The following is a 23,553-nucleotide window of genomic DNA, read 5'->3' as shown; positions in this document are numbered from 1 at the left end:
TCTAAAAGGAGAAAATGATTGGTGATATATGATGTAGGATATATGATGTATGCTGGCCTGTTACTTGGGGGACTGCACATCATATACCATACATCATATATCCTACATCCTTAAAATGTCAGATTGATGTTTACACCAAGCCGGCGTGTGGTGGCCGATTGCAGGCTTGGATTCTTCAGAGTGCTTTGTGTTGAGGCACTGTACCCCTGAGCATACTGGTCAAGATCGAAATCTTTGCGCTGGGCGAAGTAAAGGAGGTTACGACCTACGAACGAGATGTTAGCCGATTTGATAAAGCGGGGCAGCATAGATCCTGTGAATGTATAGCCCAGAATTACCTCGCGTAGTTTACCATACGTTTTGCTTACCATGTAGGGTTCTTCGATACCGCTGTTATAAATACCCTGCACGTAGGTCTGCACCGTAACAGCTTTGGTATTTGGCGCAAACTGCAATTCGCTCATGTTGCTGATATTTCCATTGGCATCGAACTTAGCCGCGCCACCGTTGGAAATAACCACACCTGGGCCCACATAAGCCGCTGTTGGCGATTTCGTGCCGAGGGAAGTGCTTTGCCACTCTTTCAGGCGGGCAGCGCCTAAATCACCTTGAACCGTTTCAATTTGGTTACCCGAGTTCAGCGCGTAAGCATATACCTGGTCGCGAATTACACCACCTACACGACCGTCGAACTGGAAGCTAAAGTTGAAGTTCTTATACGAGAACTTGTTGTTAAGAGCCCACACATAATCGGGGTTCGTGTTGCCCATGAACTGAAGGGTGTTTGTTCCTGAAGGCCGGGTCAGGGGCGTACCTGTCGACGACTGAATGATCTGACCATCCGGGCTGCGCAGGTAGTTGTAGCTGTAGTATCCATCCAGACGGTCACCAATGTTAAACACGTGGTTAGGCCCTGATAGGTAGATGCTTTGCTCATTGCCATAGATCTTTTTCAGCGTCTCTTTGTACGTTGACCAGTTGGCCAATACGTCCCAGTTCAGGCCGTTCGGATTCTTTAATACAGAACCCGTCAGCGATACTTCCCAGCCTTGCTTCTGGGTTGTTACGGCATTGGCAATCTGGCTGCTGTAACCCGACGATGAGGCTACCGGCAGTGGGAAAATCTGTGGACCGTTGATTGACGTGAAGTGCGTTACATCCAATCCTAATCGGTTACGCAGGAACTTGGCATCGAAACCGAATTCGTACGATTCTACGTTGAAACTCTGTAGGTTCGGATTCGCCAGGCTACTTGTGTAACCAGCGGCAGGCAGGTTGTTATACGGCTTGCTGATGGTGTAAGTGTTCTGGTTCACGTAGCTTGGACCGTCGTAGGCCGTCATCACCTCTGTACCGTACCCAAGCAGCGCTGAGGTCGACTGACCCGTTACCTGCTGGTAAGCTGAGGCAACTGTCGACATCGTATTGCCCCCCTTCACGTCGGCATATGAACCGCGCAGTTTCAGGAACGAGATGGCTTCTGGCAATTTCACGTAATCTGTAATAACAGTGCTCAACGCAGCCGATGGATAGAAGATGGTCCGGTTGGCGGCTGGCAGGGTCGACAGTTTATCGAAGCGACCTGTCAGGCCCAGCGTTAGGTAGTTCTTATAGGTCAAATCGGCCGTCGCATAAGCACTCAGCACCGACATATCCGAACGCCAGTTGTAGGCCTGAACTGGGTTTTTCGAGTTACTGAAATCATACACACCCGGTACGATCAGGAAGTCGGTGGTAGCCCAGCTAGAGTTGTAATTGAACGTCCGGGCATTACCACCAAGCACTGCACTTACGTGAAAATCTTTCGAGACATTCTTGTTGAAACTCAACAACAGATCGGTGTTATTTTCGAACAGATTCCGACGATCTTCGCGATAGTCACCCAATCGAAGGTCAGGCACTTTGTACGTAATTGCCGAGTAAGGCACTTTCTCGGTACGAAGCTGATTCCAGGTCGTTACCTGTGTACGTGCGGATAAATTCAGGAAATCGTTGATCTTATAGTTCAACCGGGCGTAGCCGTAGATATCCGTTTTACGGTGTTCATAAAGCCATTCGTAAGCGACAAAGTATGGGTTGTTACCACGGCCATATTCCGCATAATACTGCTGAACACCTGGCACGCCCAGTGGCGCTTTGTAATAATCCTTCATATCATTCACCGACCAGCTGCTCGATCCGTATACCTGAAAAATATAGGTTTCACTTTCTGGACCTGAGCTTGACTGCGGAATGTTTGGCGAGTTCTGAAGACTCACGTTCAGGCTACCATCGAATTTAAGCCGCTCCGTGAAGTTGATGCCTGTGCTGAGGTTAAAATTGGTAATGTTCAACCGGGTGTTAGGCACCATACCCTTCTGGTAGTTATTCGAAATCGACATCCGAATGTCGTACTTCTCACCGCTCGACGAAATCGAAAGATTGTTCGTCGATAGCATACCTGTCTGCATGAAATCCCGGAAGTTATTGGCGCCACGCGCTACCCAGGGCGTACCCTGCCGGATACCCGTTGAGGGATCGATCGGGCTGTCATATTGAGGCACGGGTTGCCCTTCAAAACGAGGTCCCCAGATGTTGGCACGGCGGTTCGGGTTACCTACGTCGTACAGGTTATTGGCATATGCATACTGATAGTTCGATCCGAACCCATATTCGCTCTGGCGCTGTGGAATAGCCAGGTAACTAGGCTCAAACATGGTGCTGGTATTGAAATCGACAGCCACCTTACGTTTGTCTTTCGTACCTTTTTTTGTTGTCACCAGAATAGCACCATTCTGTCCACGGAAGCCATAAAGAGCAGCGGCATTTGGTCCTTTCAATACGGTGTACGTTTCGATATCATCTGCCGATACGTTCCAGGTATCTGAGTTAATGGGGACACCATCGACCACAAAGAGCAGGTCACTGTTGCCACGCAGAATCAACTGCGGACGACCCAGTAACTCGGCACTTGAGGCTACTGTAAGACCGGCAATTTTACCCGTTAGCGAGTTGATCGGGTTTGGTTCACGAGCCTTCACCAACTGATCACCGGCAATTTCCTGCGCTGTGTACCCAATGGTGCGGGCTTCTTTTTTAATGCCCAGCGCCGTTACGATAACTTCGTTTAGCTGCGCCGTATTTTCAACTAACGAGACGTTGATGATGGCCTGATTACCCACTGGTTTTTCCTGCGAATCGAACCCAATAAACGAATAGGTCAATACCGCTTCGGCTGTTGGTACACTTAGTGAATAATCACCGTTAACATCAGTTGATGTACCTGTGCTGGTACCTTTAATAATCACGTTAACACCTGGAAGTCCACCTCCTTTAGCATCCGAGACTTTTCCTTTGACACTTCTGCTTTGCGCATAGGCGGCATGACCCGCAAGTGTGCCTATGATCCAGAGACCATAAAACAGCAATCGATAAGTTGATCGCGTAAATCTTTTTTTCATCAGAATAAATTGGTTAGTAAGAAACAGTGAATGCTAAAATGCGTAAAAGCGTACGCCAATACGAGAGGCAGTATTTGCTGCCGAAGAAATTGATAAAAAAAGTAGAATGACCTTATAAGGCCCTTTTATTTGGCTGCAAAAGTAGATAGCTAGTATTAACTGGATGAGAAGACAGTATGACCAATCAATTATCAAATAGAACTATTCATAAACTAGTGATAATGATCTTGCTTCAGGTGTAATAAACAGCTAGTTAATGAGTTATTGTGTAGTCTGATAATGTATTTGAATTGAATTAAATTGCTGATTATCAATATATTGTTGTCAATAATAATTTCATAATATTGTGATGTTAATTCCTGCTATACTTTTGTGCCATCGCAGATGGAAACTTACCGAATGATTAGCCATTGGGTGAACGAATTAATGAATTTGTTTGCTGGTAATAGCCGATATGTTAATTATCATTGGCGATGGAAAACTATATTTATACTACTTCTACTTGCATTTTTATCTATCCCTATTTTGTTATTCTATTTTTTATAATAGTAATAGTTTTTATTAAAAAATTGTAGATTAGGTTAAGAGAAAACAAAAAAAATGAGGCAATTTTTTAGCCTCATTTTTTTGTTCATTCATTAATAAAAGCATTTAAATCTCCCAAAGCCTATTGAAAGTTGACTAGTTTTTTTGGTCATTTCTACGCAGGAGAAATGACCAAAAACTGCCTGAATTTTTCTATAAAAGGGAAAGCCTAAACAGGTTAATTGATAAAATAATCGCGCATCAGTTTTATATAATCCTGATCACGCCTATCTGTTGTGGCCTGGTAAATCACCGCTTAATACACATAGAGGCTAGCGGAGTATATTAAGCGGTGATATTATGGAATAGTTATCGCTTAAGTTGTAGAACATAATATCTGAGTAACATATGGCCAAGAGGGGGACCGTAGTTTTGCGCAAGAGAAATTCATGTCTTGTTATGAACCAAACTATACGAACTCATCTTTTCAACGCATTACTTTTATGCGGATCACTAGTGCTCGGATCGGGCGTTATAAATGCCGCCTGGGCACAATATACGGCTGGGAACCTCGTCGTTACTCAGATAGGAGATGGCTCTGCGACGCCTACCAGTGCTGCCAATCCTGTTAATTTGGTTGAATATACCCCCGCTGGTTCGGTCGTTAATACGCTGCCCTTGCCAACAGCAGTAGCTGGTTCGAATCGACGATTGACTGTGAGTGGGTCAGCCAGTTCTGAAGGTATTTTGAAGCTTTCGGCTGATGGTCGCTATTTGACAATGGTTGGGTATGATGCCGACGTTGCCACCGCAGGCGTTGCGTCGAGCGGTAGTTTTGATCGGGTAGTAGCGCTGATCGATAATAACCGGAGTATTAACACGACAACGGTTCTCCCCCAAAGCGCTGCCTATAATACAAATAATATACGGTCGGCGGTTTCGAGCGATGGAACCGCTATATGGACAGCAGGAACGGCTTCGACCAATAGTAGAGGTGGTGTACGGGCTACGACACTGGGAGCAACGGACGGCGGAACCCAGGTAAGCAGTACCGTTACAAATATTCGTGTAGTAGGTATTTTTAATAGTCAGTTGTATGTCTCTACATCCTCATCCACTTTTTTAGGCGTTTCCAGTGTCGGAACTGGCCTGCCAACGTCATCTGGAAACACAACTACTTTGGTTGTAAATGCCGGTAGTGGCTCAAATACATACGATTTTGCGTTTAATTCTGATGGCACAGTCTGCTATGTAGCAGATGGACGTACAACCGGTGGCGGAGTGCAGAAGTGGACAAACAGCGGAGGCACCTGGTCGTTGGCTTATACATTGCCAGTAGGTGGTACCGCTGGCGCCTACGGGCTTGCCGTTGATTTTTCGGGAGCTAATCCAGTTATTTACGCGTCAACGTTTGAGACAAGTTCGACGGCGATCAATAGAATTGTTAAACTAACTGATACGGGTTCTGATGCAACGGCGTCAACGTTTGCAACCGCTCCTGCCAACACCGTTTTCCGGGGCATCGCGTTCGCTCCATCAAATTCCCAGCCAGACCTCACCATCGCACTTTCGGCCCCAGCGTCGGCTACGCTCAACCAGCCGTTCAATTACTCGCTGGTGATTCGTAATCAGGGGGGCGTCAGCGCGTCGGGCATTTCGGCTCAGTTTACGTTGCCTGCCTCTACCAGTGCCACCTACAATTCAGCCGTTGGGGCTAGTGGATTTACAGACAACCATTCGGCGGGTGTCGTTACGTTTTCGGGCGGTACGCTGGCTGCTGGAGCCAGTACTACGCTGACCGTAATGGTAACTCCAACGGCAAATGGCACGCTGCTAAGCGGCACGGCTTTGGTTGATCCAGCGAATACCATTACCGAAAGTAACGAAGCCAATAACTCGGCTGCGGCTGTCACGACCATGGTTGGCTCTGGAGATTTACCTCCTATTGCTCCGGCGATAGCCAATCAGGTGGCTACAGTAGGTACAGTGTTTAGCTTTACAGTACCGGCCTTTACTGATCCCGAAAGTCAGACGCTTACTTACGCCATTACGGGTTTGAGCAATGGGTTGTCGGCAGATAATAACACGCGTGTTATTTCGGGTACACCTACGGCCGCTGGTGTCCAGTTAGTGACTATAGTGGCGACTGATCCGGCCAGCAACACTATCAGCGCAACGTTTTCACTGTCGGTCAATGCGGCTTCGGCGGGCGTGATCCGGATTACAGAATATGCGTATAATGGAGCCGGTAATGCCAATGAATTTATCGAGCTGACGAACGTAGGTACTGCGCCGATCGACCTGACAGGCTGGAGTTTCGATGACAGCAATCCGGTGCCCGGCGCGTTTTCAATTGGCGGCTTTGGCGTGGTACAACCCGGCGAATCGGTAATCATTTCTGAAGCGCCAGCAGCAACTTTCCGGGCGGCCTGGTATCTGCCTTCAACCGTAAAAGTCGTTGGCAGTAATAACCAGAACCTTGGCAACGGCGATGAAATGAACATCTTCGATGCGTCTAACAACCTGGTCGATAAGCTTACGTATCCAAGTAGTAGCACATCAGGAAGTACCGTATTTACAAACGGAGTAAGTGCCTGGACAACACAGGCTAACCTTGGCACCAATACGATCGGTAATTGGGTGTTGTCGGCTGTCAACGATGTTCAGAACTCGTATTCATCCGTAGCAGGAAACGTGGGTAATCCCGGCGGTTATTTTGTTCCGCTCAACCGTGTTTTGGTTCGGGAGACGCTCAATAACACGACCGTTACGGAAGGAGGAGCAACGGATACCTATACCGTAGCGCTGAATAGTCAGCCCACGGCAGATGTTACGATCACGATTACCAGCCCAGGCAGTCCGCTGACGACAAATTCGCCCACGCTGGTCTTTACGCCATCGAACTACAGCACGGTCCAAACCGTAATCGTATCGGCTACTGACGATGCCATTGTGCAGGGAACTCGTTCGGTTACAATTACCCAAAGCGCCAGCAGTTCCGACCCTGCCTACAACGGCATTACAGTCAACCCGGTATCCGTAACGATTGTCGATGCACCGTCTGCTGTTCCGGTCAGTATCAGTGCCGCCACCAATTCTGCCTATCTGAATGTGCCGACTGTCGGGCCAGCCGTTGTGAGCGGAGTTATCAATGACCCAACCGACCCGGCCAGCACAATTGGGATGAACTTCACGCTTAGTGCGGCAACGGGGCTCACCGTTACGGCTACGAGTAGCAATGCGGGTGTGGTACCCGATGCCAATCTGAATCTTACGGGAACCGGTGCGACTCGAAATCTAAAAATCACACCTATCGGAGTGGGATATGCCACCATCACTATTACGGCTACTAGCGGTACTACTTCGGGCTCCTATGTAATTAACTATGCAGCATCGGCGGCTTCCACGACGCCGGCATCGACGCGATTCCATACGGGAACAAGCGATGCGTCGACGGCTGTAGTGGTCGATGCATCGTATATGCTCGTTGCCGATGATGAAAATCAGGTGTTGAGACTATACAATCGTCAGAATTCCGGCTTGCCTGTTAATGGCTTCGATTATACTTCATCGCTGGCACTGTCCGATATTTCGGGGGGAGTTCCACGCGAAGTGGATATTGAAGCGTCGGTTAGTTCGGGCAATCGAATTTACTGGATTGGCTCGCAAAGTAATAAAGAAGGGGGTGGCGCACGGCCTAACCGCGATCGGGTATTTGCAACTGATGTGACGCTGAATGGCGCGAACACAACGCTGGCCTACGTGAGCCGCTACGATCATCTGCGCGAAGATATTATTGCCTGGGATGTGAACAATGGCCACGGAAAAGGCGCCAATTATTACGACCTGCAAGCCAGTGCGGACGCTGCTGTTGACTCGAAATCATCTATCGGCTATAACATTGAAGGGGCTGAGTTTGCCCCAGATGGTAGTACGGTTTATATCGGTTTTCGCGCTCCGCAGGTGCCGTTGCCTGGTCGGCCAAAGGCGCTAGTTATTCCCGTTACGAACCTGACGAGTATTCTGGCTACTGATGGTGGCGTGCAGGGATCGGCTACGTTTGGCGCACCCATCGAGTTTGACCTGGGTGGACGCGGTATTCGGGAAATTCGGAAAAACGCGGCTAATAATTATCTGATTATTGCAGGCCCCGCTGGCAGTGATACCGGTACACCGCCCAACAATTTCCGGCTCTATACTTGGACAGGTGTACCAACAGATGCACCTGCGCTCCGGGCCGATAATCTGGCAACACTGGCAGTTAATGGCAGTTTTGAGTCTATTGTGGAAGTGCCCGCTACGCTGGCTGACGACAGCCAGATTCAACTGCTAGTCGATAATGGGGATGCTGTCTATTATAACGACGCAACAATTGCCAAAGATCTATCGCAAAATAACTTCAAGAAATTTCGCAGTGATATAGCTACGCTTGGCGCACCTGTCAAAACGGATTTGTCGCCTACGTTGATTCTGCCTCAGGCGAACTTCGCCAGTAGTGGCTCTGAGGCTTCCCGTAATTTCATTATCAATTTGAGTGAAGTTAGTGGATTGCCTACGGCCAGTGGTACGATTGTAATTACCGTTACGGCGCCTTTAGGCTATACCGTTTCGTACGACAATTCGCTGACCACAATCGACGTTTCGGGAAGCGAAACTAACCCTACTGCTGTAGATAATACGAAGTGGAGTGTTACGGATAATCTTGTTGATCGCCAGTTAACGTTGACAATTAATTCAGGTCAGTCAATTTTAGGCAATGGTATAACTACGTTAGGCTTTACCATTACCCGGACGACGGCTAATCCTGGAAGCGTATCCAATATTACCATTAACGTCAAGGACGATGGTTCGCAGACCTATGATGGTAATCCGTTGAACAACGTGTATTCCCGCGTTATTAATGGGTTATAATTTTTGACAGGATTAACAGGATAAGGCAGGGTTAATAGCCGAAAAATCCTGTCTTATCCTGTTAATCCTGTCAAAAAAACACACTATCAGGCTTCCCAAACGACAACCTCATCCTGATCATACCAGGCGTCAATAGCTGCCTGATACCGTTTTTCGACTTCTTTTCGCTTGATTTTCAGCGTGGGCGTCATCAGATTGTTGTCTACGGTCCAGGTATCTTTAACAAGAATGATTTTCTTGATGCGTTCGTAGGCATGTAATTGACTATTTGACGCGATCAACGTGTCGGTCAAACTTTTTGAGACATCAGTAGGGGATGTTTTCTGGCCTACTTCCGAAAGTACTAGTAACGCAATCGGCTGGGGCAACTGGGTACCCATCACGCAGATTTGATCAATAAATGGATTTTCACTAAACCCGGATTCTAGTTTCGACGGGATAATAAATTCCCCTTTTGGGCTCTTATACAGGTCGTTAAGTCGTCCCGTAATGCGGAGATAACCTTCTGCGTCAAGCTCACCTATATCGCCTGTGTGCAGCCAGTTATCGGAAGTCAGCGTTTTGGCTGTCAGTTCCGGATCGCGATAATACCCCCGCATATTCCAGGGGGCCTGCGTGAGTATTTCGCCGGTAGCTGGATCAATCCGAACGTTCATCCCATCATTGACCCGGCCCACGGTTCCATCCTTGATTTTATCCGCAGGCATGATGGAAACAGCTCCCAGATTTTCAGTCATTCCGTAGCTATCCTGAATACATATGCCTAACCGACGGAACCACTGAAGCATCGGAATGGGCATGGGAGCCGCCCCGGTCAGAATCATGACCGTGTCGTTAAGGCCCAGCCGCTGACGAATTTTTCGCTTAACCAAACTGGATACAATGGGTATCTGAAGCAGCCTGTTCAGTCTGGATTGGGGCATATTGGCCAGAACACCCTGCTGGAATTTTGTCCAGATACGAGGGACTGCCAAAAAATGCGTTGGTCGAGCAGCCGCCAGGTTTTGAGAGAAGGTCGCGAGGGACTCGACAAAATAAATAGTGCCACCCGTGATCAGACCAAGGGCTTCAACGATGTTTCGCTCGGCAACGTGGCAAAGGGGTAAGTAGGAGAAAAAACGGGCGTTCGCTAAGTCCTGAAATGTCTTGTTACGAGTCGATTCGGCAATGGCGGCCGCAGCTCGGTAGTCGATCATAACGCCTTTGGGCCTGCCAGTCGTGCCAGAGGTGTAAACAATGGTGAACAGATCGTCTGGTTCTGGTTTCGGACTTTCGACCATTGGCGGGTACATCGCCAGAATATCATTCCAGGGGCGCAGCATAACATCGGGCTGGTTTTCGGGAAAGGCGATGCACAACATACCCGTTGGCACACCGGCCCGCATCGTACTCCAGTTGTCCAGTTTCCCTACGAATAGCACCGTACACTGGCTATGTTCGAGCACAGAATGAAGTTGATCGGCTGTTAGCGTTGGGTACAAAGGGACGGATATATGACCACTAATCAGGATCGCAATATCGGCAATTAGCCAGTGTGGGCAGTTTTTAGAGACCAGACCAATGGGGCTCTGCGGAGGCAGATCAAGTGAGCGCAAATAGGTTGCCATAGAACGAGCCTGCCGACCTACCTCCTGCCAGGTATAGTCGATGTAGGTAGTGCCCACGGATTGCCGGAGATACACCTGATCGGCTTTTTCGCGCTCCCATTTGTAGAAGTAATCAATAAACGGCCTACTATCGGACTGTGCTATATTACTGATAGACATGAGCGTTACGGGAGAGGAAAGTTTTTTAAATTTTATTTTCCTGTAAAGAAATGATTATCAGAATAATGGAATCTGAAAAATCTACTCTAAAACTCGTTACGTTTCGAAGTAACTGATCGGTTTCTTACACTGAAGGGGTCGTATCAAGAAGTTGATCAAAGGCGAGGCCGCTGCTGCCTTCGCCCTTTCCGGCAGTGGTTTTTCGACCCACCCAAAGTACGACGCGGCCATCGGTGGTTCGGGTTCGCTGGTAGGTGCGCGTAATGAGTTTTCCCGACCGGGGCACCTCTTCTTCGTTCACGAAATAAGGCGCGGGTTGGTCAAGGATCTTGCCTTTAAACGTAGCCGCCTGATCGGGCATTCGGGCGCGTTGAAGCTGAATGTCGCGGTCGCTCCCTGCCACGTGGACGGGAATGAACGGAATCCAGTTATACGGGACACTGGTGCCCAGCAGATACCGGATTTTAGCCTCCGTAGGAAGCAAAGCAGCGGCAGGCGATAAACTGGCATTTTGCGCAGCCAGCGCCGACTCGAACCCATTGATGCCTCGATCCAGCGGTGACGGTATCACCGACTCAATTGCCCAGACACTGTTCGCCATCTCATCGCGAATGAAATTGACTTTTTCCAATGGCTGACTTTCCTGGGGTTTTCCCAGCGATGGCGGTAAAAGGGATAACGTGTTAGCGGCTGCCGCGTTGGTACTCAGGCTAAAGAAACTCCAGCGAGTCCAGTCGTCATCGATACCTGTACCCGCTGGTTTAATAAACGTGCGTTGCCCGAACACATCGGTCACAACTAATCCACCAATAGCACACAGCGATCCAATTGGGCGTTCGTAGGGAAAAACGCACCAGTCGTTGCTATACAACAGCATGAATTCGGTCAGAATGAGCTTGATAACGTCGGTTGTATTAGTGTCGATTTTGGTGAACTCGGTGCGTTCATCTTCCATTTCCCAGAAACGGGGTTGCGGCATACCCTGAAACGAGACAGGGGCCGGAATAAACGACAGACATTCGTCCAATGGGTTGATGGGTTGGCTTAGCGTACCGTCGAGTGTGCTGGCGGAATCTACATCAAATGAGTACCAGTCCAGTTGTCCATTCTCGTACTGATCGGCTCGCAGAACGGTTTGTGTACCGTCGGTATCCTCGGCGGCACAGGCAAACTGGTATTCCAGTTGGGTACCCGACCAGGCATTGTCTTCTTTCGACTCGGGTTGAGTCATAAACTGTGCAGCCCAATTCACCAGATCAGTAGCAATACCAGTCAGTAAGGTCTTGTCGGAAGACGAAATAATCGTATTCCCATTTACCCAGACTGTATGCGAGCCATCGGCGACAGCTTGTAAGAGTAACTCGCCGTTGATGGTTTTTCCGGCAACGGCTTCCCGTGTTTGATCAGTGTCTTTGTCGAACGTTGGATTCGGTTCGCTGGCTGGGATGGAATATTGCCGAACGTACTCGTTTTTATATGGCTGGAATTGAGTAGAAGAGACCGTTTTACGAAGCAATTTTTCAAAATACCGACCAATACGCAACTGACTACCCAGATCATTGGATCGGTATTCTCGTTCCACACGGGCTTCGAGTGGAATGTCGATCGGTAGCGGTTGAGTAGGTCCATTCGCTACTGCATACCGATTTAGAAAGGTCTGGTGCGTCAATAGGCGAGCGTCAATGGGTGAGCCCGCATCGTCGCCCTGAAACTCTCCGAATTGCCACTGCCGGGTAAGCATCCAGAGCGGGTCGCGTACTTCGGCTCGCAGGCTCCGTTCAACTTCACGCTGACGTGGGCTGCCTTCCAACCGATTCCAGCCTTTAATGGCCGGTTGAAAGATGGGGAGGTTCAGAAATAAAGGACGGAGTTTATCTATATCAGCCATGCGAGGTATTGGTTTAGGATTGGGCTAGTGTGCTTCCCTGCGTGAAAACAGTGGAAAATCCACCCGTAGAAAAGTCATTGAGTACAGCGGGAAGTACCTGAAAATAGTCCGTATTGGTCAGCATATCGGGTTCAACGGCGCGGAGTTTGGCGCGGTCAAGCGTATCGTTCAGGACGCTCATCAATTCGAGCCAGTTCCAGTGCCCATTCAAAACGGGCGCTACAGCGATCAGAATTGCCTGTGGTGGCATGGCGTCTGGACGATCATACTGGAACGTAACGCCCGTCGTCTCCTTGTCGGTGGGAATCAGTTCAGTCCATTCGTCGAGTAGCCAACCCGCCTGTAAATCAGTCATGGTTGCCGGAGCCTGATGGATGGCCAGCGATAGCCGTTCCTGCCGACGCTGGGTTTCGGAAAAGGTTTCGCCCACCCATTTTTCGCCCGCTACGTAAGGTAGTTGCACAGGCGTTAGCGAGAACGGATTGTCCTGATACAGATCATGATGCAGCGCAATCGTCTCCAGCGTTTCCATACCTGTTCGCACCCGCGCTACGCTTTGCAACCAGTTTTCCATCACCAGCTCCGACGGTCCACTCAACATGGCCGAACTATGTGTAAGCGCATCGGTCAATTGGGGTTGATTATGGAATTGAAATGTCGGCACCCAATTAAACGACCGACCGTAAATCTGTTGAGCAACATCACGGCAACGCGCTACCTGCTGGTCAATAGTCAGGGTGTCAAAGTCATCAAAAAGACTTGGATCAAGCTGCTTTTGCAGGAAAAGCACGATACTTGACCCTTGATTAACCAACTCATCGGCCACCAAAACTGAATTGGCATCGGTTGTCGCTGGTAAGGCTTCGATCCAGCCGTAAGCCGCTATGGTTAATAAAGCCGTGCGAATGTTGGTCAGCGCAGACGATGATATGGTGGTTTGACCTGCTGCACGAGCGCTATCCGTCGCACTTTTTAGCGCATCGGTGGCCGTTTTGAGGGTTTCTATTTTAGCTTGAAGATCAGCTATAGCCGTTTCCAATTCAGCTTTCTTCGCTTCGCTATTTTGGTAGCCGGACGGATTTGATTCACCTTCCTGATACGATTGTGCCGGAAGCAGAAAGTCCAGCGCGTTCAACGGTCGGGCTTCCGTAATGATCTTTTTCAACGAACGTAAATACGGTAACAGTGCGGCTAATGAAGTCGCATTCGCAGCTGCGGTATGGAAATCAAGCACCAGTTGCACGCTATCAGAAACGGCAAAATTCTGCCGGAGTTGAACCGACAACCAGCGCTCTAACTCCGACGAAAGCGTGCCTAAATCTGCGCCTGTCATCAAGACGAAATCAAGCGGCTGAATATCGAATTGAGCTAGTGTCAGCGTATCCTCGACTGCACCGGCAGCATAGTGAAATTGAATCGTTTCGGGTTTTGGTAATCGTTCGCCCAGCCACTCATTCACAAACGGATTGGCTTTGCTTCGGGGAGAAGCCGTGGCTCCCCAGGCGGAATGACGATCGCCAGCGCCAGTCGTTTGCAAACAGAGAGCCACACGGTGCGTAATCGACGTGCCGGAGCGGGGTGTGCTGACAATTGCCGGATCGGGCGGTAGTTTGCCTTCCGAAATGGCCTGCATCATCCCACCCGCTCGGTCGTAATTTCCCTGAACAGCCTGAAAAACACTTTCCGACAGCGACAAATCGGCCAGCCCGTCGAGTGCATCGGTGAGCCGGTCGAGTTCGGCTAGTAGAGCGTTTTTTTCGGTTGAGCCGTCGGCGGGTAGACCGGCAATGCCTTGCAGTTGCGGGTGGGTTCGCGCATAATCGAGCAGATCATACCCGTTGATAACGTTTCGGGCCTCAACGACTTCCTGCGCGGTGCCGTCGGGTACAGGCGTTAACTTTTTAGAAATGAGTGGGAAACGGTCGCGTAGCACGTAAATGGCTTCATTAAGAAATAGGCTTCGATCATGCAATCCTCGCTCAAACTGATAGCCCAGCAGAGCACCCAATTCCTGTCCGTTACGCAGGCCATCCAGATACGTTAGCGCCAGACGAACCCGCTCGGATGACAGGTTGACGGCAAACTGGGCGTTATCGGTGCCATGCGACAGGTAGGCATTCCGCAGCACAGCCGCCGTAACCGCGTGGCTCAACGACGGAGTTTGTACGTAGCCGCCGTTGGTGGCATCTTCGTAAATCGTTTTTGTGTTTGGGCCCTGAAGTGGTTTAGGGTATTGATCCTGCGGAAATCCCTGTTTTGCGCTATTGGGTTTCAAATTTTCGACCCAGCCGTAAGCGCCCAGATACGTGCCTTTGTTCAGGTATTTATGATCCGTATTGTGGTGGAGGTTGTAGAGCCGACGGGCGACGAGACCGGTTTGCCAGGCATCCAGCCGATAGCTGCATAAGTCGATATGCTCGGCAAAAAGACGCTCCAGTCGGGCTGTTGGTAGCTTATGAAGTTGTTGTAGCGCATTGACTACCCCCAGCAGCGGCAGCATCTCGGCTGGCCCAGAATAAGTTTCGCCCGGTTTGGGGAAGAGCGTTTGGATAAAATCGCCGACCGGAATTTTCGTCGTGGTCAACCGGAGCGCAGAAGCATCGAGCTGTAAGTAATCTGCCTTAGTCAGGTCGGTTTGCCCAGCCACATTTTGAATGGATTGTTCGACCGGGAAATCCGTGATGAATTGCTGAGCGATCAGCCATTTTTTGATACTCTGCCCGAATTCTTCCAAATACGCTCGTCGCAATAACTGGTATAACAGTGCTTTTGGAATGGTAATGGATTGGTTATTCTGATCGAGAAACGTCTGATTCCTAATCGTTTCGAGGTTACTTTTTAGCAGCCAGTCTATGTAATTGTCCGTACCATTGAACGGCTGAATAGGATCAGTTTCAGACAATGGTAAAGTTGGGTCGGCGTCAATAACGGGACCGTTCAATGTGTCCGTTCGGGATTGAAAAATAAGCTTTTCCAGCAGGAAATCGCTGGCAGTGTCAAATCCCAACCGGCTGAGTTGTTGCTGCTTGGATCGGTGAATCCGTACCCAGTTCTGCTCTGTTAGCAAAGATGTATCCTGAAAATTGAGATAATTCCAGGCATAGATGTCCGTGATTGCTTTTCGAGATGAATACGCCACCGACGACGCCTGTAAGCCGATAATATTCATCAGAATCTGGAACGGATCGCCCGCTTTACCCGCAAACGCGACCTGTGCTAAAAGCAGCTCCCACTGGGTACGCATTTGCTGAAGAATACTCAGCAGTTTTGTCCAGAAATCAGCATTGGTACCTAGCTCGGCAGGTGTGAACTGCCAGGTTTTCAGATTACTCGTTACCAGCAAACCGTAGGGTTGATTGCCTGCCCGAATGGCTGGTAACGGTCCTCGTCCCGTCACGAATTCGGTAAAAAACTGCCTGGCCAATGCCTGATTCGGTCGGCTAACTAGTGGTGTCAGTACGTCGTCTAAAAACAGTCCCCAGGTGGCGGGCCAGAGCGCATTGTTCATCGCCAGCGCTTCGGCCACGTCGCTGGAACCCGCGTTTTGAACGAAAAAGAGTGAATCATTGCTAACGCCCAGCGCTTCGGCGAGACGTTGCCCATCCTGTTGCTGATAATACTCATCGACCGGCGAAAAATACGGCTTATTTTCTTCCACTTCCCGCTGCCGATCCGCCGACGTTGCAGACGAATAACCCGACGAGGCCTTGTCGGTGTTGTTGGTCGGCGTTCCCTGCGGAAGTATGCTTAAACCTTCTGTCGAATAATTGTGGTTCAGAACAAGCTCTTCCAGTAACGTTTGATTCTGATGTGCATCGGTCGAAAACCGAACACCGAGCACAACCAATCGGTCGAAACCCTGCTGAAACCAGGGCGCGTCGAGACCTATTTTGACCGCCATCCCCACAGCCAACGCCTTATCGAAATCAAACATCCAGGCCATTTCGGGGCTGATCACCAGCTTATTATCGCCATTCCAACCAAAAGCGCCATCTGCCTTCAATGGATCAGGGCCTAGCACCAACGTATCTGGTACAGGTTTGCCCACAACCTCGTAAATTTTTTGCCCACCACTGTAGGTCGTGACCACGAACTGATCTGGCATTAGTCGGGTATGTGGCGCCTGTGTCCACGCCTGTGATTTGGGAGGAGCTTGTTCTCTCAAAACCAATTCCGTCAGCGTTCGCCAGTCGTTCGACCAGTTGGTGGGTTGCGTTTGTCGGGCCACCCACGCGGCCCGGTTAACGCCAAATCGTTTGGTTAAACTGTTCCAAAGTGTTGTGCGTAAAGTTGCGCCAGCTTCATCGGTTTCGGTACGGGTTGCCCAGACGTTTTTCCAGTACGATTCCCCTTCACTGATTTCTTCGGCAGTGAGGTCTTTTTCGTGAGTGAACGTCGTGATTTCGTCGGGGTAAATCCGAACCCATAATTCATGGACGGTGCCTTCGGTATGAAAATGCGTCTCAATCCGGACGGGGAATAACACAAAAGGCAGGTCATCAGTCAGTTGTGAAATCTGTCGCTGTGGAATAGTTGACGGTTCAGTACGACTCATAGTATTCAGGATTGAGAACTGACGAGATTTTTAAGCATTTCGCGGGCATGAACGGCCACCATCACAGGCTTCTGGAAAAGAATATAGGCCAGATCAGCCGCATTGGTATTCCAGTTGATATTGTCAGGGTTCTGACCCGTTAGCGGTTGAGCGAAGGGTTGGGCAAGATCAATTACAGGCTGATTGCCCAGCGTTGCCCAGGATAGATTATCCCATTTCTGCGGGCTTGGCGCCACTGCCTGAGTTTCATCCAGTCCGAAACGGGGTTCGCCCGGTACTTCCTGAATGACGAAAAACCACCCTAAATCGCTATCGCCCAGACGTTGTTTTTCAGCAGCCGTTTCATAATTCACCTGACCTTTCGCTTCCGAAATTGACAGATCGAAACCGATAAAATGCAGATCGGGGTCAATCTGGGCTTTGTAAATCGGATTTTTGATATGAGCGCCATCGGCGACGGCCTCGCCCGTACTATCGACCAAAACCAGTCGGTTCAGATGATCGGGATCGGTGCCCCATTTGGCCTGTTGTGCGTAAATAACCGTATTTGGGTAACGTTTCAGCAGATCACCCCGGATGACCAGCACCAGCAGTCCGTCCTCGCTTTCGGTCTGGCGGTTGTTGTGCTCGCCGAGGTGAATGTGATCAGGGGTTTCGAGCAACCATTCGTGAATGGGCGGAATATCTTTCAATTTCTCAGCTTGCTGGTTGGGCGGCAATGCCGCCGTTTGCGTATCGCCAATCGGTTTCCAGAATTGCCGGAAAGGCGTACCACGCTGGTCGGTTGGGTATTCGCGCCAGAGCAGTTCGCGCATAAACTCGTGGTTGATACCGACCATGTACGACTCGATAAATGGCTGATTCGTAATCATCAGCGAGATCGTATTTGGCGAAATCAGATTCAGGTTTGGTACGAAAAATTCCTTATTGGCAGCGACTAAAGGCTCATACATGGCGTCTTTGATATCGGGATACGCCATCACCTGATCCAGCTTCTCCGGCTTGCCCGCGCCCTTGACAATACTCGGTAGTACCCGAAGCGGAAAGCTCGCAAAAGGATTTAGCGCATCGACTAATTTCTGGCTCATACTCGTCAGCGTTGCCGGTTGCCGCGTAGGCGGAAGCGCCACCTGCTCAGTCAGAACCGTGTGAAAATCAGTGAGTGCTTTTCGGAACTTTGCCGCCACTGGATTGTCCCGTTGTACGGTGACTCGAGTTGTTTGCACACCTTTGCCCGGTTGAGCCAATACAAAAACGGGCTTTGCCGGTATCCTTTTTACGATTTTTGGGTTAGCGTCAAGCAGTTTCGTGATTGGTTCGGGCAAGGTTTGATCCTGAGAAGGAACGGTCTTTGGTGGAGCCGCCGTAAGTTTCCCCACATTTAGCGCCTGAATAATCCCTTTGACACTTTCGGTAGTTTTATCGACCGACAATCGTTTGGCAACCAGGCCATTTGGACGTACTAATTTTCGGAATGCACCGCTTAGGGTAGACGTTGGCAGAAGGCTTTGCTGGACCAAATAATGAACCGTAGACGCACCACCCAATACTTTCTTATGGAGCGAACTAGTCACCGCCAGCCGTAAGTCATCGTCCAGCGGAGCAAGGTGTTTTTGATGGAGTCGAGCACTCGTCAGCATGGCTAGTTGCGCAAACCGGATTTTCTGATTGGCCGACATCACATCGCCGATTTGCTGCCAGGCTTTGCGCATGTAGTCTTCCTGATTTTTCTGGACAACCAGCGTGCCCATCCCTGCCGGAGCGCGATAGCGCGGGTCCTGATTTAGTTCGTGTACCCAGTTTTGGACATCGGGATCAAGACTCAACCGGCTAATTAGGGAGTGCCATTTTCCGTATAAAGGTGGGCTGATAACTGGATCAGCGTTGGGATTGGCGGCAAGAATTTCTTCTGGCAGGTTGACAATGGGTTGCAGTTTTTCGGGAAAATCACTAACGGTATCGAGCGCTGTTTTCGGTTTTCGTTCGGTGGTAGGGGCAAGTAGAGCTCCTTCTAAACCCACCGTGTTGTCGGGAGTTACAGAAACAGCACCCATACCGAAACCGGGAGCCTGTACATCCATATCCCGGATACCCACGCGCTTGTCCATATCGCGGGGCTGCAGCAGCCGTACCAGCGATTCAAAATCACCACCCGCCCCCGTCCGAAAAAACCAGCGGTAATAAATCGGATAGTTTTTCTCGTCGGTTTCGTCGCTGGCCCAGGAAAAGGTCAGGGCGGGATCGGTATCCGCAACAGGTTCGCCCAAGCCGGCTTTACGCCCGATTTCGAAGGTTGGAATCAGAAAGGCGTGGTAGGCCGTGTTGGATTCCAGATGCCGTGGACATAAAACACGAGCCGATCCCTGATCGGGAGAGTTGGTCAACAGCGTATCCAGTTGCGTTAGATTGGGGTTCCCGTTCGGGTGTTCGATGGGCTGGTTCAGGTGAACGTGCGCCCAGGCCCAGGCATCAGCAGGAGGGGGGAGAACCTCATTTCGGGCGGCTTTCAGATTGATGGCTGGAAGCGGACTTGTCCCCAGATTCACATTCTCAAATTCCGTTTCTTTCAACACCACGAGCGTGAGCCATGGCGTCAACCGATGATTGGTTTGTACCAAATCGGGCGTGTATCGCCAGGGGAAATCTTCGTCGTAAAACTCGATGAAAGCCAGGTAGTTTGGTTCAAAGTCCGTAATCGAATTACGGGGCTCCGTCCGCACAATCATTTGCGGATTGATGCCCACCACGTCGCCCGGCCCAATGAGACTCACCTGCTTGCTGATCGGATGAGCGGTATCGTTGTTGATAACCAGATTGACGTCCAGCGTTGCCCGCGCCTGTGTAGGAGCCTGGGTAAGCTGATTCGCGACTCCCCGGCGCAGCCAGGGCAGGAATGTATATCGGGCTAGGGTCATGGGGCGGAGGTTTACGGTTATGGCGATTATTTTTTCATCTTATTAGCCCACTGCTTTAGCTGTGGGCTACTAGTTCGGCGGTTAATTTCTTCGAATCAGACTGCCATTAACGCAACCCGTATCTTCATTCAATTCAGCTGATAAGCCGGTAATACCTGCAGGGCGTCGGCAAGGGCGCCGTTCTGACGAATCAAATTACCTAATGCTAGTTGGGCTTCGGTTTCGGTAGTGAAGACCAATTGCTCATGCAGTTGTAGCGTATCGGTTGTGGCGACGACAAATGTTTCGGGTTGAATACTGACTTTTTCTGCACCTAATACCGAAGACATTTTCTTTGCTTCCGCCAAAGGTGATCGAGACGTAGCGTTGGTGCCCAGATACAGCCCAAAAAGGCCCCAATCCATTTTTAGCCGCTTTGGAGCCTGTTTCTCGGGAACATAAATCAGTTCATAGGCAACATCGAGCCCGACGGCGTAATCGCTTTTCGGTTGCGGTGAACCGCCCACACGAAGCCCGGCATCGAAGGGTTCAAATGATGGACGGGATAGTTTTTCGGCGTCCGACAGCTGAATGAACTGTGCTGGCGCAAACTCCTCTTTCTCATAATCAGCGTCGGTCGGTGTACTTGTTGTGTTCCCTACGCTGACACTGGTAATATCGAATCGGCGGGGACCATCGGGTTGCTGATACCCGAAGCGCGCGATTTCCAACCGAAGCGGCACCACTTTCTGGCGTATACTCAGCGTTCCGAATGGATGCAGAATAAGATGTTGCAGATCCTGCGGAAGTTTACGTAGGGAGACGTGCTGATTGCCAGCGGGTAAATCGACTTTCCAGTTGCTGGCTTCGTTCAATGCGGCTACCAGTTGATCCAGTACATTGACGGGCAGCAACAGATCGTTCCGTTTTTCACCAAAGGTTTTATCGATATGGACGGTAATCGTGACCGTGAAAATGAAACCGATCTCGAACGAGGCTTCTCCGAGTGCGTGCCAGGGCGTTGGCCCTTCGAGCGTCAGATGCACTTTGACACTGAACAGCGTCGATGAACCGGACCGAACCGCCAGCATGGCCGTCACATCGGCAATGAAATAGAACGGCGAAAACTGAACTAATACATCGAGCGACAGGAATCCGTAGACATTGAATACGCTCGCTCCGGCATACAATTCGAGCTTTCCGCCAAACTGCACTGTATTGGACGTAACGGCCAGATAAGCCTCCGCTTTCAGACTCGGATCGCCCGAAAAAATGACCAGACTCAACCGTTTCAAGGTCGGCAAGCCCATGGGCGGGGGCGTGTACGACGGATGAAAACCGCCCATCGAGACCAGGAAATTGGCGTTTTCTTTATAATACAATCGCAACGCCATATCGCCCGTTAGCGGGAACGTCAGGATGCGCGATTCAACCAGCGACGCATCGAAGGAGATCTGCCCTTTATCGAAATCAACGTACCCAACGAAATTGACCCGAATCTTTACGAGGGCAGTTCGTTCATCGGGTAAGTTGACCCGAAGCACCCCCACCACTGCAAAACCCGGACGAGGGATTTCAAGCAATAAGCCCAGTTCGATGCTGATTAGCGTAGGCGTTCCCCAGCCAATTTTGGCCATCGGCGCAATCAGAAAATGGCCATTCTGGGGTGGAAAAATTCGCTTGAGATCATTGATGATGCGCGTGGCATTGGCGATGACATTTTGGGGAAACAGAATCGTATCGAGCGAGCTGTCGTTAACGCCCTTCCGAAGTTCGTCGAGCAGATAGGTTCTGTTCAGGCCTAATAAACCGCCGACGCCGTTGAGCGTAAACCCAAATCCTAACTGAATGGGTGTAAACTCGGCGGTAATCAGAATCAGGAGCGAGAAGCCATCGCTACCGTCGGGCATTTGGGTGGTCAGAACGCCAATGGCTTTGACCGAAAGTGTGCCCGAAAATGTCAATTCCAGTCCGCCAGTGTATTCCTTTTTCGTGTCGTCGTAGTTCAGGAACCCGCCACCCGAAAAGCCTCCACCGTCGACCGAAAGCCCCAGACCCGTTGGTGGCTTAAAGCCCAGACCAACATCGAACGGCCCTGCATTGCCCCCATCGAAGGTCATCGTAAACGCCATGCCGATATTCTGCACCACGACTGTCAGTGGCCCTAATCCGGCTTTAAGACTAGCGCCTAGTTCGAGCTTGGCAGCCGGTTTCGGATCGGTTTCTCCGTGCAGCCGAATCAGTAATTCGTCAATCGAAATCGGGCCAAGTACAACGTGCGGGTAGATCGCGACTTCAAAACCACCGCCCCCCGTAAACTTGATGCCGTTCTTGTTGGACCACTCGAAACCCAGTGTAAACGGCATTCGGGTTTCACCACTGCCGATGAGTTTTCGGATGAAGCCGTCGGCATCACTGGCTTTAAGGACCAGTGCGAAGTCCTTGAGACTGCCGCCAATTTTTAATTCAGGATCGTTGCCATTGAACAGAAAGCTGAATTCCAGCGTACCGCCTTTCAATTCCAGCCGGGTTGCGTTATCATCACCGATTAACGTCTGGGCCTGAGTAGGAGCATACTCGATTCCAGCCCCAAAACCGACCGAGGGAAGCTGGCCATCCTGAAATGGGTATTTGACCGAAATGTCATCGGGTCGGATCAGGATGCCAAATAGCGACGCAATATTAGAACCAGCATTGATAATCAGATTCACATCTTCCCGAATGCGTAGCGTAGGTCCCGTAATTTCGGAGGGAAGCGCAGGCTGGATAATCAGTCCGGGCAGTTTACCATTAACCGATGGTAAATCCAGAATGGCCAGACCCAAATCCCGATCCTGGCCCGCAATGTTGATGTACGCAAACGGAAGCCGGATCAACTGCCTTACACGCGGATTAGGCGGACTGTTAGTCGTGAAATCCAGATAGCGGTAGCCCGTTTCTGTATCTACCCGCGCCAGTGAAACCGGGATGCGCAGGGCGTAGAACAACTCCAGGGCATGCTCGGCAAATAGCTCAAAGTTGAAATCAGGCGTTCCCCAGCCATAAATAAATTCGGGGAGTCGGTCGGGTTGAGTCAGTATTTGGGGAATCCGATCCCAGTTGAATTTAAACCGAATAAATGACGGGCGACTACCATCGGCCGATGCCGGAATGGGAATCTGCTCAATGACACCCGTCATTTTGAAGAAATTAAGCAGAAACGGCCAGGCATCGGTAAGGTAATCAACGACAAGCACCTCAAAAAGCCGCTCCTGAATTTCGGCCAGAAAAGCCGGGACATCGGCTATGCCCGGTGGCGCTTCATTAATGGCTTGAATAGCTTCGTAAACCGCCTTAACTTTTTCCAGAACGGCCAGCGCCTTGGTCGGATCAGGGTTGGCCAGCAGATCGTCCAGGGCAGTTACTACTGTATTGACGGCGGTGCCGAGGTTGGTGTAGGCGGTTGGTATGCCTGTAACACCCCACCCCAGCCTGTATAGGAAAATTCGGAACCGATCGGGATCGGTCACGGCGTCTTCCAACGGACGAATTGCCAGTGCCAGGTGTTTAGCGAGTTCTTCTAACGTTCCCATCG

Annotated in this window: 7 protein-coding genes; 1 reads left to right on the top strand and 6 read right to left on the bottom strand. The window is 50.2% G+C overall.

The window, feature by feature from the left end:
• Window positions 1-110: 110 nt before the first annotated feature.
• Window positions 111-3,440 carry a SusC/RagA family TonB-linked outer membrane protein gene (locus GO755_RS04200; RefSeq protein WP_157583408.1) on the bottom strand — a complete coding sequence of 1,110 codons (3,330 nt, stop codon included), beginning with the start codon at window positions 3,438-3,440 and terminating at the stop codon, window positions 111-113.
• A 984-nt stretch (window positions 3,441-4,424) separates the two neighbouring features.
• Here GO755_RS04200 and GO755_RS04195 point away from each other — a divergent pair.
• The gene (locus tag GO755_RS04195) at window positions 4,425-8,876 is read left to right on the top strand and encodes a beta strand repeat-containing protein (RefSeq protein WP_198174754.1); all 4,452 of its coding nucleotides are present in this window, start codon (window positions 4,425-4,427) and stop codon (window positions 8,874-8,876) included.
• 86 nt (window positions 8,877-8,962) lie between these two features.
• On the opposite strand, the gene GO755_RS04190 is transcribed toward GO755_RS04195, so the two are convergent.
• The 5 genes from GO755_RS04190 to GO755_RS04170 all read right to left on the bottom strand — a co-directional run bounded on the left by GO755_RS04190 (window position 8,963) and on the right by GO755_RS04170 (window position 23,551).
• Entirely contained in the window at window positions 8,963-10,642 is a 1,680-nt protein-coding gene (locus GO755_RS04190) for an AMP-binding protein (RefSeq protein WP_157583404.1), read from the bottom strand.
• 124 nt (window positions 10,643-10,766) lie between these two features.
• Window positions 10,767-12,530, bottom strand: a complete 1,764-nt coding sequence (locus GO755_RS04185) for a hypothetical protein (RefSeq protein WP_157583402.1) — start codon at window positions 12,528-12,530, stop codon at window positions 10,767-10,769.
• A gap of 13 nt (window positions 12,531-12,543) precedes the next feature.
• Window positions 12,544-17,085, bottom strand: a complete 4,542-nt coding sequence (locus GO755_RS04180) for a hypothetical protein (RefSeq protein ID WP_157583400.1) — start codon at window positions 17,083-17,085, stop codon at window positions 12,544-12,546.
• 5 nt (window positions 17,086-17,090) lie between these two features.
• Entirely contained in the window at window positions 17,091-20,000 is a 2,910-nt protein-coding gene (locus tag GO755_RS04175) for a hypothetical protein (RefSeq protein ID WP_157583398.1), read from the bottom strand.
• 128 nt (window positions 20,001-20,128) lie between these two features.
• Window positions 20,129-23,551: a DUF6603 domain-containing protein gene (locus tag GO755_RS04170; protein WP_157583396.1), complete on the bottom strand. Its 3,423-nt coding sequence runs from the start codon at window positions 23,549-23,551 to the stop codon at window positions 20,129-20,131.
• Window positions 23,552-23,553: the final 2 nt, after the last annotated feature.

The organism is Spirosoma arboris (genome assembly GCF_009754945.1).
Taxonomy (GTDB): domain Bacteria; phylum Bacteroidota; class Bacteroidia; order Cytophagales; family Spirosomataceae; genus Spirosoma; species Spirosoma arboris.
This window is presented reverse-complemented; position numbering and strand designations above follow the sequence as displayed.

Coding starts and splice junctions, on each gene's coding strand:
- GO755_RS04200 (WP_157583408.1), bottom strand. CDS start 3,440: ATGAAAAAAAGATTTACGCGATCAACTTATCGATTGCTGTTTTATGGT.
- GO755_RS04195 (WP_198174754.1), top strand. CDS start 4,425: ATGAACCAAACTATACGAACTCATCTTTTCAACGCATTACTTTTATGC.
- GO755_RS04190 (WP_157583404.1), bottom strand. CDS start 10,642: ATGTCTATCAGTAATATAGCACAGTCCGATAGTAGGCCGTTTATTGAT.
- GO755_RS04185 (WP_157583402.1), bottom strand. CDS start 12,530: ATGGCTGATATAGATAAACTCCGTCCTTTATTTCTGAACCTCCCCATC.
- GO755_RS04180 (WP_157583400.1), bottom strand. CDS start 17,085: ATGAGTCGTACTGAACCGTCAACTATTCCACAGCGACAGATTTCACAA.
- GO755_RS04175 (WP_157583398.1), bottom strand. CDS start 20,000: ATGACCCTAGCCCGATATACATTCCTGCCCTGGCTGCGCCGGGGAGTC.
- GO755_RS04170 (WP_157583396.1), bottom strand. CDS start 23,551: ATGGGAACGTTAGAAGAACTCGCTAAACACCTGGCACTGGCAATTCGT.